Origin of the sequence: Kribbella sp. CCNWLW201 (genome assembly GCF_037203805.1) — a bacterium.
Taxonomy (GTDB): Bacteria; Actinomycetota; Actinomycetes; order Propionibacteriales; family Kribbellaceae; genus Kribbella.
On sequence record NZ_JBBCBQ010000014.1, the window covers coordinates 1 to 13,948 of the forward strand.

Sequence of the window (13,948 nt, forward strand, 5' to 3'; positions counted from 1 at the left end):
AAACCAGTTACCCGGTGAGTCGACACATCGAGTGATCCTTTGAATCAGAAACAATCAAACTGACTTGAATCAAAAATGTTTCAAAGGAATCCGACACAGAACAACAGACAACCAACACCCAAGATCAAAGACCAAGGGCAGAGAGTCATCCAATGCCTGTGTACGGGGTTAATGCTAATTTCGGCATTGACTTTCGGCACGCTGTTGAGTTCTCAAGAATCGGACGCACACCGCGCTTCAGACTTTCGTTTGAAGCTCCGGGGCAACTCGCCCAACTTTACTGTTTCGTCCGGGGCCGGTCAAATCGGCCTCTTTCGTCCCAGTCTCCCTGCGCGACCCAGTGACCGAAACCCGCCGAGGCGTGTTTCGGCTTCCGAGACCTTCAGGGAGTTTGTTGGAGTGACCGGCCGCTTTCGCGTCCCGCACTCGCTCCAACAAGAAGAACATTACTGACATTCGCGGTGCAGATGCAAATCGGGGTCCCGGACCTTGTCCGAACCCTCGCGAAGCGCCCTCGGCACCGGTCAGCCGGCACCTGCCGCGAAGCAGTGGTCGTCCCTCTGGTCACATCACTCACTCGCGTCTCCGCGAGCGACGTCTCCCATGATGCCGCACCACACAAGCGTGGCTCCACGGGTTATCTCGAGCCCAGCGTCGTACGCGTCGGTCCTCGCGTCGCGCCGTACTGGAGGACGCGGGGTCCAAGACAAGGTGGGAGCCGGTCAACCGACTCCCACCTGTCACGTACCGCACCGTCCAGCAGACGCCTCTCGGCGAGTGGCCGCTCGTAGCGGCTGAGTTTGAGGCCCGGGGGTCATGTACCGGACGGCATCAGGTGTAACCGGCCCCCGTCGACGACTATTCCCGGCTGCCGGCCGGTTCCCGCGTGCAATCCAGCTCGGCTCCGCCCTGGATGAAGACGAGCCGACTGCCGTCGTCGCGGACCTCGAGCTCGGTGTCGGTGTTCACCGCAGCGAACCTTGTAGCCGACGACGCGCTGAAGCGAAGAGGAGGCTGACCGGCGAAGGTCACCTCCAGGCCGCTCCCCCAGCGGTCGACGTCCAACTGCAGTCGCCCGTCCAGCGTGTAGGTACCGACCAGAGTCGCCAGCGCCTCGTCACTGGGCAGGTCCGGCTCGTCGATGTCCTGCGGGTAGCCGTCCCACTCGTACGTCCTAGCAATCGCGGCAAGAGCTCTCTGGACAACCCAGCTGCCGTTGTCGCCGTTGGTCATCACTGCTGCACCCTGTCCGGTGTCCCGGTAAGCCAGCAGATGGCAGCGGAACCCCGCGTTGCCCCCGCTGTGCCCGAATCGCACTCCCCCATCGCCAAGGAACAAACCGAGTCCGAGCTCGCCCAGTCCACCGATCCGGTCGGTTGCAGCGATCTGTGGCGTGAGGAGCTCACGCGCAAGCGCCGGCGACAGCAGAGCGCCGTCCGCACCCGCGTACGTCTGTTGGACCGCAGTCGCGAACTTCGCAAGGTCCGTCGGTGTCGTCCACAGCCCAGCAGCGGCCAGCTCCGGGTAGCTGTGCCAGCGACCCGGGATAGGCCGGCCCAACTCGTCGTGGGCAGTCGCCGCTTTGTCATGAAGAGCTGGCGGCAGCGGCTGCGCGTAGTCGCTGTTGGACATGGCAAGTGGTTCAAGCACGAGCTCCCGCGCGAGTTGCTGGAACGGTGTGCCGGTCACGTCCTCCAAGAGCTGCTGCAGTACGACGGTGCCACCACCGGCGTACCGGAACTGCGTACCAGGCACGATGTCGACGCGGACGCCGAAGGTGTTCGTCGGCGCTGTCCCGTCGAGGATCTGAACAGTGGTTGGCAAAGCGGCGCCCTGGCGGTAGCCCGGGAACCCGTGCACCGTCAGCCCCGCGCTGTGGCTGGCGAGCTGTCTCAACGTGACCACCGGCTGCCAGTGGCCAGTGGGCGGGACCTGCCATGAGGTGAGTCGACGGTTCACGTCCTCGTCGAGGTCCAGCAGTCCGCGGTCCACCAATCGGAGCATTGCGAACACAGCGACGGGCTTGCTGATCGAGCAAGCCTGGAACAGCGTTCCTGGTACGACAGCGGCCGACTCGCCGGCCTGGACGACGCCGGCGCAACCGGTGTCGACGAGTTCGCCGCCATCGATCACTGCCCAACTGACCCCGGGCACCTGGAACTTCTCGAGATCCGCTGCGAGCTCGTCGTACAGAACGCTCATCCCGCCCTCCTCGGCTTCGTTCTTCGGAGCCTACGGACGTGACGGGTCGGCGCGTGGGTTCGTCGGCGCGGTGCGAACGCGAGCCTGCCGCGGCATGTCCACGGCAGGCTCGTGATCCTCACTACCTCGACGGCTGTGGCGTTGCGCAGTCGATCTTCGGGTTCGCACCGAGGTAGTTGAGCGGGCCGACGACGATCGTGACCAGCGTTGTGCCCACCTTGGCGCACGTCGCGTCGGACCCCGCGAAGTAGTTCCGCTGGGCGGCGGCCGCCAGGCCGATGAGCAGCCAGACAACGACAATGATCGCCACCGTGCGGGAACTGGTCGTAGACGCTCTACGAGTGCGCATGTCCACCTCCTGGGGCTTGGGCGCACCCCCGTGTTGATCGCCACTCCGGTTCCCGCCGCCACGCCTACAGAAACGTTCCTGGTCAGACCTCGCGGTAGTCGTAGTACGGCTTGATGTGGGTATTGATGTACGCGCCGATGCTGGGCGCCGCGAGCAGAGCGGCAAAGGTGGGTTGCGGGACGTCGTAGTACTGGTAGGTGGAGCCGTTGACGTACTCGAGCTCCAACGTGCCGTCGGACCAGCCGACCGATCGCACACTCGACGAGTTCACCAGTCGTCGCCTCACCCGCGCTCCCTTCGGTACGACGTACGTCGCCTTAGTGTGCCGGTGATCGCTCGGGCTCGGCAGACTCGAGGCGTGCCACAGCGCGAGCCAGGTCTCCGAGTGCGACGTTGAGCTGGCTGAGCGCAGTGTGGTCGAGCACGATCTGCGGCTCGTCCAGGCCGAGGTTTGCGGCGAACCTGACCTGGGCGTCACTAGGCGCCTGTCTGAGTGAGGTGTCTAGTGCTTGCTGAAGATGCGGGCTCGGCGCCATGTCCGGGCGCTCGCGCCACTTCGTGACTGTTCGTGGCGCGATGCCGAGGTGTTCGGCGAAGGCTTCGTTGGTCATCCGGAGCGCATCCCGCAGGGCATGCGCGTGCCGGCCGGTCCATTTCTCGACGATCGTCATCGGTATCTCCCCTTGCGCGTTGATCACTCCTTGCAATCAGATTACGGCGATCAGGTGATCGGCAGAGTGCCTAATTTCTGCCCTGTGGATACCGGTTCGGTTCCTGGTGAGGTCACCGCCGCGGGCGTTGACTGTGGGGCATGGACGAGATCAGCGGTCGAACCACCACGCTGCCGCGGACGATCCCGCGACGGCGTCATCTGAAAGTTGCGAACAAGACCGGGCCACGCTGTTTCCAGCTGGTCCGCCATGTCGACGTCTCCGGTGTCAGCGGTACGGGCGTCGTCGCCGAGGGCGTCGAGTGGACCGACGGGACGGTGGCCCTGCACTGGGGTGGGCGCTACCCGACCACCACGGTCTGGCCGGACGGCATCGACGCGCTCCTCGCGATCCATGGTCACAGCGGCGCGACCACCATCCAGTGGCTGGATGGGTGACATGCGCACCCGAACTCGGTGGGGCGGGCCCACCCTGCAGCCGGCCCGCCTCACCGACCTACTCCGAATAGAACTGTTCCCGGTACTTGCCTTCGGGTTCCTCGCTCGGCGACTTCGTACTGCCGTTGCGGGCGGACTTCGACGCGGTGTCGTCATTGGCCGACGGCGGGACGGCCCCGTTGTCGGGCCGATGGTCGGTAGGGCGCGTGCTGGTCCGGTCGTTCGGTGGCTGCTCGGTGCTTTCGCCGCTGTTCGGGCTGATGCTGTTCGATTGCTCCCGGCCGGCATGCCTCGGGACGGACCTGGTGCCTGGCTCCGTGGTCGGGCTTCCAGGTGCGGGTTCGCCTGCTTCGAGGAGGTGGTCGACGGCTGAGTTGAAGTCGAGCTCGGCACGGGTCGGCCTCGCGCGATCGATGACGTCGGCGGACGAGCGCCGTACCGGGAGATCGTTGGCCGCAGCGGACAGCTCGGCGAGGGTGTCGAGCAGGCCGAGCGCGGTCTCGACCTCACCGGGGTTGTTGACCAACCACCAGACGGCGGCCGAACCGGGCGTGGCGAAGACGTCCTCCTTCAAGTACGCGCGTTTGTCCTGCTCCATCCGGCGTTCGAGCAACGCGGTCTGCTCCCGGCGATGCAGGGCAGCGAGGTGCTGGAGGTGCTTCTGGTCCGCGTCCGGCAGGCGAAGGCGTACCTCGGTCGCCCAACTGCGCACCTGCCCTTTCTCGTCGAGCGCAGGCTCTCCGAGGATCGCGGCCAGGCGGTGCTGATTGAGCGACTCCTCGGTCACCTGCTGGGTCGCGGTCAGTGCCCGGGCGCGCTCGAGCAACGCGTCGACGGCGACCGCCCCGAGGTCCGCATGCCGCGCACCGGACAGCACCGTCGACCACTGCACGACGGCCGAGAAGCTGAACTGGAAGTCGGGCGAGGCAGACGGCAGACGTACGTCGGCAACCGTGCGCGACGGTGGTCCGGTGAAGACGGGATCCCGATCCGGCAGTACGACGGAGGGCGCGGACGGCGGCGTGGTCACGACAGGTCGAGGCGGGTCGGGCTGCTTCCAGACCACGGCCAGCAGGACGAGCAGCACCACCGAGAGCACGACGGCGGCCCAGCCCGGCAGACCAACGATGAGACAGACGACGTACAAGACCAAGACGATGGCGGCAGCTGTCAGGAGGGAGTTGCGATGGAGCTTCATGGTGGCGTTCCTTCACCACGTCGGGCGGACGTCAGCAGGTCGGCCAATGCGTACCGGACGGCTCCCCCGTCCTCCCGCCACCCGGGCACCGACAACCCAGAGCACGGAACCTCGCCACGCGACGAGCCCACCAGAAAGTCTCCCACCCCTAACCCAAAGTAGCCGCCCGTCCGCGTGTCGGTTGGGCTCAGCCGGTGAGGGAGCGGAGGGCTCGGCGGGAGGGGGTTAGGAGGACTGGTTTGTAGGGGCAGCGGGCGTCGGTGAGGGTTTCGTAGGCGCGGATGGCTCGGTTGGCGGCGTCCCAGCCTTGTTCGGCGGGGGTGCGGCCGAGGCCGCGGTTGCGGACCAGGGCGCCGTAGAAGGCGGAGCAGAAGACGGTTGCCTCGTACCAGCCGATGACGGTGCTGGTGCCGATGTAGGTGATGTCGTCCTGGAGGCAGTCGCGGATGGCGCGTTGCCACTTGCCGATGCCGGTCTTGCAGCCGTCGGCGATAACGACACCGCTGGCGATGCCCCATTGCCGGTCGAGGAACCAGTCGGCCAGGGACTTCAGCGAGACCTGGGTCTGACCGTCGGTGGAGAGGAAGGACGGCTCCTCGCTGTGGTCACCGTGTGCCATCACGTGCAGGACGGTCGAGGGGGTGGTGAGCGCGGAGAACGCGGTCTCGTGGTCGCGGGTACGGACGAAGTTCACGTCGATCACCGGCTGGTCCCAGCCGGCGTTGATGTTTCCGGTGATGCCCTGGACGAAGGTCATCGACGCGTCGAAGGAGCTGTCCAGACCGAGGTCCACCAGAGTGATCAGCCGGTTCTTCATTCGCCCACCCCTCCCGCACGTTCCGACCCCGCCGCACCCATGATGAACCACGGCCCCGACAGTTCGCGCCCCCCTTCCGCGGCGCTGAGACGATCGCGCCGTGCGCGGTGTGCCTTGTCACACAGGGTTTTCCGCCACCGTACGGCGTACGGTCCCCGGCAAGCCGCCAAGGGGCGGAGCCGGATCGGGCTGCCTGAGGGCTCGAGTTGGGGTGGTGGCCGGGTCCTCGAGTCGTGGTGGTGGGGCGGGTCCTCGAGTTGGGTGGGTCCTGGGATTGGGGTGAGGCGGGTGTTGGGTGGGACCTCGGGGGTGGGGTGAGGTGGGTCGCCTGGTTGTGGGCTGGGGGCGGCCTGGGGGGTTCGGGTGGTGGCGTGCGTTCTTGGGTTGGAGTGGGGCAGGGTGGGTGGGGGGCGGCGTGCGGTGGCGGGGGTTGGGATGGAGAGGGTGGTTGGTGTGGTGGATGGGGTTCGGTTGGTGGGTGGGGTGGTTATGCCTCGGGTTGGGGTGGGGACTTCGCCGTTGGGGGATGGGGAGGCGGAGCGGGTTGTGGTGGAGGCGTTGGAGGTCGGGTATCGGTTGGTGGATACCGCGGAGAACTATCGCAACGAGGTCGGTGTGGGGCGGGCGTTGCGTGGGGTGCCTCGGGATGAGGTGTTCGTGACGTCGAAGTTCAACAAGCGGTGGCACAGCGTTGATGGGGTGCGGACGGCGTTCGAGGCGAGTGCGGAGAAGCTCGGCGTGGAGTACCTGGACCTGTTGCTCATTCATTGGCCCAATCCGGATCAGGACCGGTACGTCGATGCTTGGCAGGGGCTGATCGCGTTGCGGGAGGACGGTCTGGTTCGGGCGATTGGTACGTCGAACTTCAAGCCGGCGCACCTGCAGCGGCTGATCGACGAGACCGGGGTGGCGCCGGAGGTCAACCAGGTGCAGTTGAGCCCGGTGTGGGCGAAGCAGGCTGAGCGGGAGTTCCACGCGAAGCACGGGATCGTGACGGAGGCGTGGAGTCCGTTGGGGAAGGGCACTGACCTGCTGGATCACCCGACGGTCCAGGAGATCGCGAAGGCGCACGACAGGACAGCGGCCCAGGTCGTACTTCGGTGGGAGACGCAGCAGGGCGTCGTACCGATTCCCAAGTCGGTGAACCGTGCGCGGCTCGAGCAGAACCTGGCTGTGTTCGACTTCGACCTGACCGACGCGCAGATTGCAGCGTTGTCAGCGCTGGACGGCACGGCCCGACCCGCCGCCGACTCCGACCGCTCCGGACACTGAAAGCCGGTCACTGAGAGCCGGTCATTGAGAGCCGGTACGACGCACGCCGACGACAACCGGCGTACGTCGTACCGGGCGAAGCACCTCAGGTCGTGAAGGAGCCGGTGACGACGGAGTAGGACTCGACGCCGTTCTTCTGGGACCAGAGGCGGATGCGGACGAGGGTTCCGTCGGTGACGGAGAAGTTGCAGAAGGACCAGCCCTGGTAGTCGGCGACCGTGGTGTCGTCGAAGCATTCGTGGGCGTCGTACCAGAAGCCGACCTGGCTCTGGTAGAGCTGGATGGCGGCGCGGGCGCTGTGGCCGTCGACCTGGTCGTCGTGGACGCCGAGCCATTCGCCGTCGGTGCAGTAGACCGCTGCGCTGAGGCGGGAGTTGACGAGTTCCTTGGACGGATTGTGGTAGCAGTTGGCGGGCGTGTTGGCGTACGCCGGGGCGGTCGACAACACGGCGGTGGTCAAGACGCCGGCAGCGCCAATGGCGAACAAGCGTCTGAGCAGAGTGGGCATCGGGGCGGCTCCCAGGTATGAGGTTGGAGCGCGATCATAACTGGGAGCGCTTCCAGTTATCTGCCTACTTCCGGGCAATGTAGTAGGCGTTGAACGCGTCGGCCTCGACGTGCGCGACCTCGACTGAGGTGAAGCCGGCGTCGGCCAGCATCTGCCGGGCCTTCTGTTCGCCCCACATCGTCCCGAGCCCGTCCCCGTCGAGTGACAGCGAGACCGGCGTGCAGTGCATGGTCGAGGCGGCGTACAGGAAGGTGCCGAACGGGTGGTCCAGGTTGTCCTCGAGGTTGCTCGACGCCTGGATGTCGACCATCAGGAAGACGCCGTCGGGCCGGAGCGATTCCGCGATGCCGGCGAGGACCTGGGCCGGATGCGCCTGGTCGTGGATCGCGTCGAAAGCGGTGACGAGATCGAACCGTGCGTACTCCCCCAGTTCGGCGACATCGCGTACGACGAACTCCGCGTTCCGCAGTTCCAGATCGCCCGCCTCCGCCCGGGCCGCGAGAATCCCGTCCTCGGCGAAGTCGTAGCCGACGCACCGGCTGTTCGGGTAAGCGGCAGCGATCAGGTTCATCGCATGCCCGCTCCCACACCCGATGTCGGCCACGTCGATGCCGTCCCGCAGCCGCGCCGGCAGGCCGGGTACGAGCGGCAGGATGCCGTCCAGCAATGCCGCATCGAAGACCGCTCCGCTGTCTTCGGCCATCCACCGGTGGAACTCCGTGTACTCCGAATAGGGCACGCCGCCGCCATGGCGGAAGCACTCCACCAGTTGCGATTCCACGACGGCGACCAGCGAGATGAACTGCGTCGCAGCGGCAAGGTTGTCCGGTCCCGCGGCTCGGGTGAGGAACGCGGCGTGTTCACGCGGCAACCAGTACGTGCGAGGTCCCGGGTCGTACTCGACGATCCGCGCGACCGTCATCGCAGCGAGCCACTCACGCACATAGCGTTCGTACAGGTCCGCGGCACCCGCGATCTCGTGGCTGGTGGACGGCGGCAGTTCGGCGAGCGTGTCGAACAGGCCGGTCTGATGGCCGATGCTCGTCAACAGCGCCAAGGTGCCGTGGTTGAACACGTCGACCATCTGCTGCCCGAAGGCCTCCACCCGGGGCGTGTCCAGCAATGTCTCGGTCATGATGAGCTCCCTTCGCCATCCGCAGCGTCGCACTGCGACGTCACGGCGAGCATCGGTGAACTCGCCTATTCGCCGACCCGGGTGAGGTAGGCGGCGGCCTCGGTGCGGTTCCGTACGCCGAGCTTGGACAGGATGCTGGCCACGTGGTGCTCGACGGTACGGCGACTGATGTACAGCCGGGCCGCGATCTCCGGATTGGGCAGCCCTTCAGCCAGTACGGCGAGGACGTCGCGTTCCCGCTTGGTCAGCAGACCGAGACCACGGGGTCCGACACGGGCGGCCGTGGCTCCAGCAGCCCGCAGCCAGGCAGCAGCCGCGTCAGCATCAACAGCGGCACCCAGGTCCTCGAACACGGCGAGAGCGATCCGAGCCTCGGCCACCGCAGGAGCGAGGTCGTCGGAAGCCATGGCGTGCGCGAGCATCATCCGAGTACGGGCGACCTCGAGAGGCATCTCCAGCAGGCCGAACCACGTCTGGGCCGCCGTCAACCGGGACATGGCCTCGTGCGACTTCCCCTGTGCCAGAAGGGCCCGTCCGCACAGACGGGCGGCGCGTGCTGCGATCAGTCCGCTGTCGGTCGTCGTACCGAGTGCAGACAACCGCTCTGCCTCGGCGACCGCTCCTGCAACGTCACCGGTCGCCAGACAGGCTGAGCCGAGCACCTCACGGAGTCGGGCCTCCTCTAGCGGGGACGTGTTGTCGAGTTGGCGTCGTACCAGGGAGACAGCCATCGCTACCTCCCCTGCAGCCAGGTAGGCAGCTGCCAGGACGGGCCGTACGACGGTGCGGTCCTCGAAGCCGGTGAGGAGACTACGTGCCTCGCCGACGCGGCCCTGTCCGAGTCGGAGGTCCGCAAGGAACGCAGCAGCCTCCGCCTGGACCGCTGGTAGCGCCTCCCGCGCCAACTCCGCTGCTGCGACCAGTTCGTCCTCTGCTCGTGGCCAGTCGCCAGTAGCAACGAGTACGGCGCCGTACGACGCTCGACAGGTGGCGTGGAGGTATGGGCAGCCGTAGCGCTCGATGAAGTCGTCGAGTGAGCGGGTCCACTGCACCACGCGTAGGAAGTCGGCGCCACGCACACACGACCGCATCAGCAGACAGCTGGTGAAGACGACCGTGTCGGGCCGGGCGCCCTCACCGCCTAGTGCACCGGCCAGAGCCTCGTCGAGCAAGGCAGTGCCCTCGATCACCTGGCCCAGGTTGAGGAGAGCCGAGCCCCACATGCTGAGAGCACACAGCTCGAGGTCCCGGTCCTCCACCTCGGCTGCGACGCCGTACGCGGCTTCGGCCAAGGTTGCAGCGTCTGTTGGGTCGTCCACCGACCCAGCTCGGGCCAGCGAGGCCCACGCCGACAGCAGGGGGTCACCGACCTCTGCAGCTACGCGGACTGCCCGGGCCGCCCACCCTTGTGCCGCGGCACGGTCGCCGAAGTTGGCGTCGTACAGGAGGCTGAGGCCGAGTGCCATGAAGACGGCCTCGGCCGGGTCGCTACGGCGGTACTGCGCGTAGGCGCGTTCCCAGCAGGAGAACGCGGACCGCACGTCGCCGAGCCACCACTGCGCGCTCCCCAGCCCGGCGAGGCCCGCGGCGGTCTCTCTGACCCCGTCGGACCCGAACGCGGCGCGCGCCGCCACCCAGTCCCCGTCACCGAGCGCCTTCTCCCCGGCCGCAAGGAGACCACTGATCTCCTCCACAGCTCGACGGTAGACGCGCTGCGGCCCCCGGGGAAAGTGGGAAGTTCCCGGGGGCCGTGGCGCTTTCAGCTAGCGGTTAGCTGCAGCCGGAGGTGCTGCCGCAGCCTTCGCAGACGTAGCAGGAGCCGCTCGGGCGCATCTTGGTGCCGCAGGTGAAGCACAGGGGTGCGTCGACCGAGGTGCCGGTGATGAGCTCGAACATCTCGGCGGTCGTGTGCGCTTCACCCTTGACCGGCTTGGCGACGGCCGCCTCGGCTACCGGCTCCGGGGTGGGCTCGACGGACTTCAGCGACTCCGCCTCGGACACCTCGACCGGGGCCGCCTCGTAGGAGCCGGTGTCGAGCTGCCGGGACCGCTCTTCCGCGGAGTAGATGCCCAGGGCGGCCCGCTCGTCGAAGGGCAGGTAGTCCAGGGCCAGCCGGCGGAAGATGTAGTCCATGATCGACTGCGCCATCCGGACGTCCGGGTCGTCGGTCAGACCGGCCGGCTCGAACTTCAGGTTGGTGAACTTCTGGACGTAGGTCTCCAGCGGTACGCCGTGCTGCAGCGCGATCGAGATCGCGATCGAGAAGGCGTCCATCACCCCGGCCAGGGTCGAGCCCTGCTTGCCCATCTTCAGGAAGACCTCGCCCAGACCGTCGTCCGGGTAGGAGCCGGCGGTCATGTAGCCCTCGGCGCCGCCGACGCTGAACGACGTGGTCCGGGACGGACGCGACTTCGGCAGGCGCTTGCGGGTCGGCCGGTACTCGATCACCTTCTCGACGATCTTCTCCGCGACGGCGGCCTCGGCCGCGACCGCGTCGGAGGCCTTCTTCGCCGACTTCCCGTCCGCCAGCGGCTGGCCGACCTTGCAGTTGTCGCGGTAGACGGCCAGCGCCTTCAGGCCGAGCTTCCAGCCCTGGAAGTAGACGTCGGCGATCTCCTCGACCGTCGCGGTCTCGGGCAGGTTCACCGTCTTCGAGATCGCGCCGGACAGGAACGGCTGCGCGGCCGCCATCATCCGCACGTGGCCCATCGGCTTGATCGCCCGCTCGCCCATCGCGGTGTCGAAGATCTCGTAGTGCTCCGGCTTCAGGCCCGGGGCGTCGACCACGTGACCGTGCTCGGCGATGTACTCGACGATCGCCTCGATCGTCTCCTCGGTGTAGTTGTACTGACGCAGCGCCCGCGGCACCGTCTGGTTGACGATCTGCATCGAGCCGCCGCCGACCAGCTTCTTGAACTTGACCAGCGAGAAGTCCGGCTCGATCCCGGTGGTGTCGCAGTCCATCATGAAGCCGATGGTGCCGGTCGGCGCGAGCACCGACGCCTGGGCGTTGCGCCAGCCGTTCTTCGCACCGATCTTCAGGACGCCGTCCCACGCCGCGGTGGCGTGCTTCTGGACGTCCTTGTCGATCTCGTGGATGGTCCGGATCGCGTCGTTGGCCGCGGCGTGCTTGCGCATCACCCGGGTGTGCGCGTCCTTGTTCCGCTCGAAGCCGTCGTACGGGCCGACGACACCGGCCAGCTCGGCCGAGCGCCGGTACGACGTTCCCGTCATCAGCGAGGTGATAGCGCCCGCCAGTGCGCGACCACCGTCGGAGTCGTAGGCGTGACCGGTCGCCATCAGCAGCGCGCCGAGGTTGGCGTACCCGATGCCGAGCTGCCGGTAGGCGCGGGTGGTCTCGCCGATCGCCTCGGTCGGGAAGTCGGCGAAGCAGATCGAGATGTCCATCGCGGTGATGATCAGCTCGACCGCCTTGACGAACTTCTCCGAGTCGAACAGGTCGTCGTCGCGGAGGAACTTCATCAGGTTCAGCGACGCCAGGTTGCAGGACGAGTTGTCCAGGTGCATGTACTCCGAGCACGGGTTGGACGCGGTGATCCGGCCCGTCTCCGGGGTGGTGTGCCAGTCGTTGATGGTGTCGTCGTACTGCAGGCCCGGGTCGGCGCAGGCCCACGCGGCGTGCGAGATCTTGTCGAACAGCTCACGCGCGTCGACGGTCTCGATCACCGAGTTGTCCAGCCGCGCCCGCAGCCCGAACTCGCCCTTCTCCTCGACCGCGCGCATGAACTCGTCGGTGACCCGGACCGAGTTGTTGGCGTTCTGGTACTGCACCGAGGTGATGTCGCGGCCGCCGAGGTCCATGTCGAAGCCGGCGTCGCGCAGGACGCGGATCTTCTCCTCCTCGCGCATCTTGGTCTCGACGAACTCCTCGATGTCGGGGTGGTCGACGTCGAGCACGACCATCTTGGCCGCGCGCCGGGTGGCACCGCCGGACTTGATCGTCCCGGCCGAGGCGTCGGCACCGCGCATGAAGGAGACCGGGCCGGACGCCGTACCGCCGCTGGACTGCAGCAGCTCCTTGGAGGAGCGGATCCGGGACAGGTTCAGGCCGGCGCCGGAGCCGCCCTTGAAGATCAGGCCCTCTTCCTTGTACCAGTTCAGGATCGAGTCCATCGAGTCGTCCACGGCGAGGATGAAGCAGGCCGACACCTGCTGCGGCGAGGACGTCCCGACGTTGAACCAGACCGGCGAGTTGAAGCTGAAGTACTGGTGCAGCAACATCCAGGTGAGCTCGTGCTCGAACACCTCGGCGTCGGCCGGGGTGGCGAAGTAGCCGTAGTCCTCACCGGCCTTGCGGTAGGTCTTGACCACCCGGTCGAGCAGCTGCTTGAGGCTCCACTCGCGGTTGTCGTGCCCGACCGCGCCACGGAAGTACTTGGTGGTGACGATGGTGGACGCGTTCACGCTCCAGTAGTCGGGGAACTCGACCCCGCGCTGCTCGAAGACGGTCTCACCGGTCTTCCAGTTCTGCTGGACGACGTCGCGGCGCTCCCACGTCACCTCGTCGTACGGATGTACTCCCTCGGTCGTGAAGATGCGCTCGATGGTGAGTCCCGTGGGCGCGTTCTTCCGCCCGCGGAACCCGGCCGCCGACCGCTTGGTCGACCCCGAGTGGCCGGTCACCGTCTCTGTCATGGTTGCTCCTCGCCCTGTGTCTGCACTACTGCGGTCTGTCGGGACCGCCCCGTTGAGTAACGCCGGTACCGCGTGGTGGTGCTGTTCCCCGATTTACGTCTGCTGGGTCGGCTTCAGCGGGCGCGGCTCGGTGCCTTCCGGCTCCTTCTCCGCCCGCAGCAGCGCGATCTCCGTCTCGAAGTCGTCGGCGGACTCGAACTGCCGGTACACGCTCGCGAACCGCAGGTAGGCGACCTCGTCGAGCTCCCGCAGCGGCCCGAGGATCGCGAGTCCGACCTCGTGCGCGGGCACCTCCGGCGAGCCGCTCGCCTTGAGCGCGTCCTCGACCTGCTGGCCCAGCCGGGCCAGTGCGTCGACGTCCACCGGCCGGCCCTTGCAGGCCTTGCCGACTCCGTTGATGACCTTCTCCCGGCTGAACGGCTCGGTCGCGCCGGAACGCTTCACCACCGTGAGCTGCATCTGCTCGACAGTGGTGAACCGCTTCTCGCAGACCGGGCACTGCCGGCGGCGGCGGATCGCTCCGCCGTCCTCGGCCACCCTGCTGTCGACCACACGGGAATCGACGTGCCGGCAATACGGACAGTGCACGACGAATCACTCCTCCCGTTGAGGCCGCCGCGAGGGCGTCCTGTGGATCAGCCTGGGGACAACTTGTGTGTAACCGACCACTACCTGTGGAAAATTACACCCGTGTAACCACTAC

Annotated in this window: 13 protein-coding genes; 2 read left to right on the plus strand and 11 right to left on the minus strand. The window is 67.0% G+C overall.

Annotation, left to right across the window (positions count from 1 at the left end; genetic code table 11):
• Positions 1-858 precede the first annotated feature (858 nt).
• The 4 genes from V9K99_RS38385 to V9K99_RS38400 form a co-directional block, all read right to left on the minus strand.
• Positions 859-2,202, minus strand: a complete 1,344-nt coding sequence (locus V9K99_RS38385; protein ID WP_337008698.1) for a serine hydrolase domain-containing protein — start codon at positions 2,200-2,202, stop codon at positions 859-861.
• 121 nt (positions 2,203-2,323) lie between these two features.
• Complete coding sequence (locus V9K99_RS38390) at positions 2,324-2,551, minus strand: hypothetical protein (protein WP_337008695.1); 228 nt, start codon at positions 2,549-2,551, stop codon at positions 2,324-2,326.
• Positions 2,552-2,633: 82 nt separating this feature from the next.
• A complete protein-coding gene (locus tag V9K99_RS38395) occupies positions 2,634-2,837 on the minus strand; it encodes a KTSC domain-containing protein (RefSeq protein ID WP_337008693.1) in 204 nt (67 codons plus the stop codon).
• 31 nt (positions 2,838-2,868) lie between these two features.
• Positions 2,869-3,222: a helix-turn-helix transcriptional regulator gene (locus tag V9K99_RS38400; protein WP_337008691.1), complete on the minus strand. Its 354-nt coding sequence runs from the start codon at positions 3,220-3,222 to the stop codon at positions 2,869-2,871.
• A gap of 140 nt (positions 3,223-3,362) precedes the next feature.
• Here V9K99_RS38400 and V9K99_RS38405 point away from each other — a divergent pair, with 140 nt between their 5' ends.
• Positions 3,363-3,659, plus strand: coding sequence for a hypothetical protein (locus tag V9K99_RS38405; RefSeq protein WP_337008689.1), 297 nt, complete (start codon positions 3,363-3,365; stop codon positions 3,657-3,659).
• 58 nt (positions 3,660-3,717) lie between these two features.
• Here the strand turns inward: V9K99_RS38405 and V9K99_RS38410 are convergent, their stop codons facing one another.
• Positions 3,718-4,857 (minus strand): hypothetical protein, encoded by a 1,140-nt coding sequence (locus V9K99_RS38410; protein WP_337008687.1) that lies wholly within the window; start codon positions 4,855-4,857, stop codon positions 3,718-3,720.
• A gap of 187 nt (positions 4,858-5,044) precedes the next feature.
• Positions 5,045-5,674 (minus strand): hypothetical protein, encoded by a 630-nt coding sequence (locus tag V9K99_RS38415; RefSeq protein ID WP_132157133.1) that lies wholly within the window; start codon positions 5,672-5,674, stop codon positions 5,045-5,047.
• Between the two features lie 489 nt (positions 5,675-6,163).
• Here V9K99_RS38415 and V9K99_RS38420 point away from each other — a divergent pair, with 489 nt between their 5' ends.
• Positions 6,164-6,946: an aldo/keto reductase gene (locus V9K99_RS38420; RefSeq protein WP_337336427.1), complete on the plus strand. Its 783-nt coding sequence runs from the start codon at positions 6,164-6,166 to the stop codon at positions 6,944-6,946.
• 85 nt (positions 6,947-7,031) lie between these two features.
• Here V9K99_RS38420 and V9K99_RS38425 read toward each other — a convergent pair whose 3' ends face one another.
• From V9K99_RS38425 to nrdR, 5 genes are all read right to left on the minus strand, one after another.
• Positions 7,032-7,454 carry a hypothetical protein gene (locus tag V9K99_RS38425; protein WP_337008680.1) on the minus strand — a complete coding sequence of 141 codons (423 nt, stop codon included), beginning with the start codon at positions 7,452-7,454 and terminating at the stop codon, positions 7,032-7,034.
• Positions 7,455-7,518: 64 nt separating this feature from the next.
• Entirely contained in the window at positions 7,519-8,589 is a 1,071-nt protein-coding gene (locus tag V9K99_RS38430) for a class I SAM-dependent methyltransferase (protein ID WP_337008678.1), read from the minus strand.
• 65 nt (positions 8,590-8,654) lie between these two features.
• Positions 8,655-10,283: a response regulator transcription factor gene (locus tag V9K99_RS38435; RefSeq protein ID WP_337008676.1), complete on the minus strand. Its 1,629-nt coding sequence runs from the start codon at positions 10,281-10,283 to the stop codon at positions 8,655-8,657.
• A gap of 76 nt (positions 10,284-10,359) precedes the next feature.
• On the minus strand, positions 10,360-13,245 hold the full coding sequence (locus V9K99_RS38440) for a vitamin B12-dependent ribonucleotide reductase (protein ID WP_337008674.1): 2,886 nt from the start codon (positions 13,243-13,245) through the stop codon (positions 10,360-10,362).
• A gap of 93 nt (positions 13,246-13,338) precedes the next feature.
• Positions 13,339-13,833: a transcriptional regulator NrdR gene (gene nrdR / locus V9K99_RS38445; RefSeq protein WP_132212494.1), complete on the minus strand. Its 495-nt coding sequence runs from the start codon at positions 13,831-13,833 to the stop codon at positions 13,339-13,341.
• Between the last annotated feature and the right edge of the window lie 115 nt (positions 13,834-13,948).

Excerpts from the sequence above, each read along its gene's own strand:
- V9K99_RS38410 (WP_337008687.1), bottom strand. The coding sequence starts at position 4,857 with ATGAAGCTCCATCGCAACTCCCTCCTGACAGCTGCCGCCATCGTCTTG.
- V9K99_RS38405 (WP_337008689.1), top strand. The coding sequence starts at position 3,363 with ATGGACGAGATCAGCGGTCGAACCACCACGCTGCCGCGGACGATCCCG.
- V9K99_RS38400 (WP_337008691.1), bottom strand. The coding sequence starts at position 3,222 with ATGACGATCGTCGAGAAATGGACCGGCCGGCACGCGCATGCCCTGCGG.
- V9K99_RS38420 (WP_337336427.1), top strand. The coding sequence starts at position 6,164 with ATGCCTCGGGTTGGGGTGGGGACTTCGCCGTTGGGGGATGGGGAGGCG.
- V9K99_RS38440 (WP_337008674.1), bottom strand. The coding sequence starts at position 13,245 with ATGACAGAGACGGTGACCGGCCACTCGGGGTCGACCAAGCGGTCGGCG.
- V9K99_RS38385 (WP_337008698.1), bottom strand. The coding sequence starts at position 2,202 with ATGAGCGTTCTGTACGACGAGCTCGCAGCGGATCTCGAGAAGTTCCAG.
- V9K99_RS38415 (WP_132157133.1), bottom strand. The coding sequence starts at position 5,674 with ATGAAGAACCGGCTGATCACTCTGGTGGACCTCGGTCTGGACAGCTCC.
- V9K99_RS38430 (WP_337008678.1), bottom strand. The coding sequence starts at position 8,589 with ATGACCGAGACATTGCTGGACACGCCCCGGGTGGAGGCCTTCGGGCAG.
- V9K99_RS38390 (WP_337008695.1), bottom strand. The coding sequence starts at position 2,551 with ATGCGCACTCGTAGAGCGTCTACGACCAGTTCCCGCACGGTGGCGATC.
- V9K99_RS38425 (WP_337008680.1), bottom strand. The coding sequence starts at position 7,454 with ATGCCCACTCTGCTCAGACGCTTGTTCGCCATTGGCGCTGCCGGCGTC.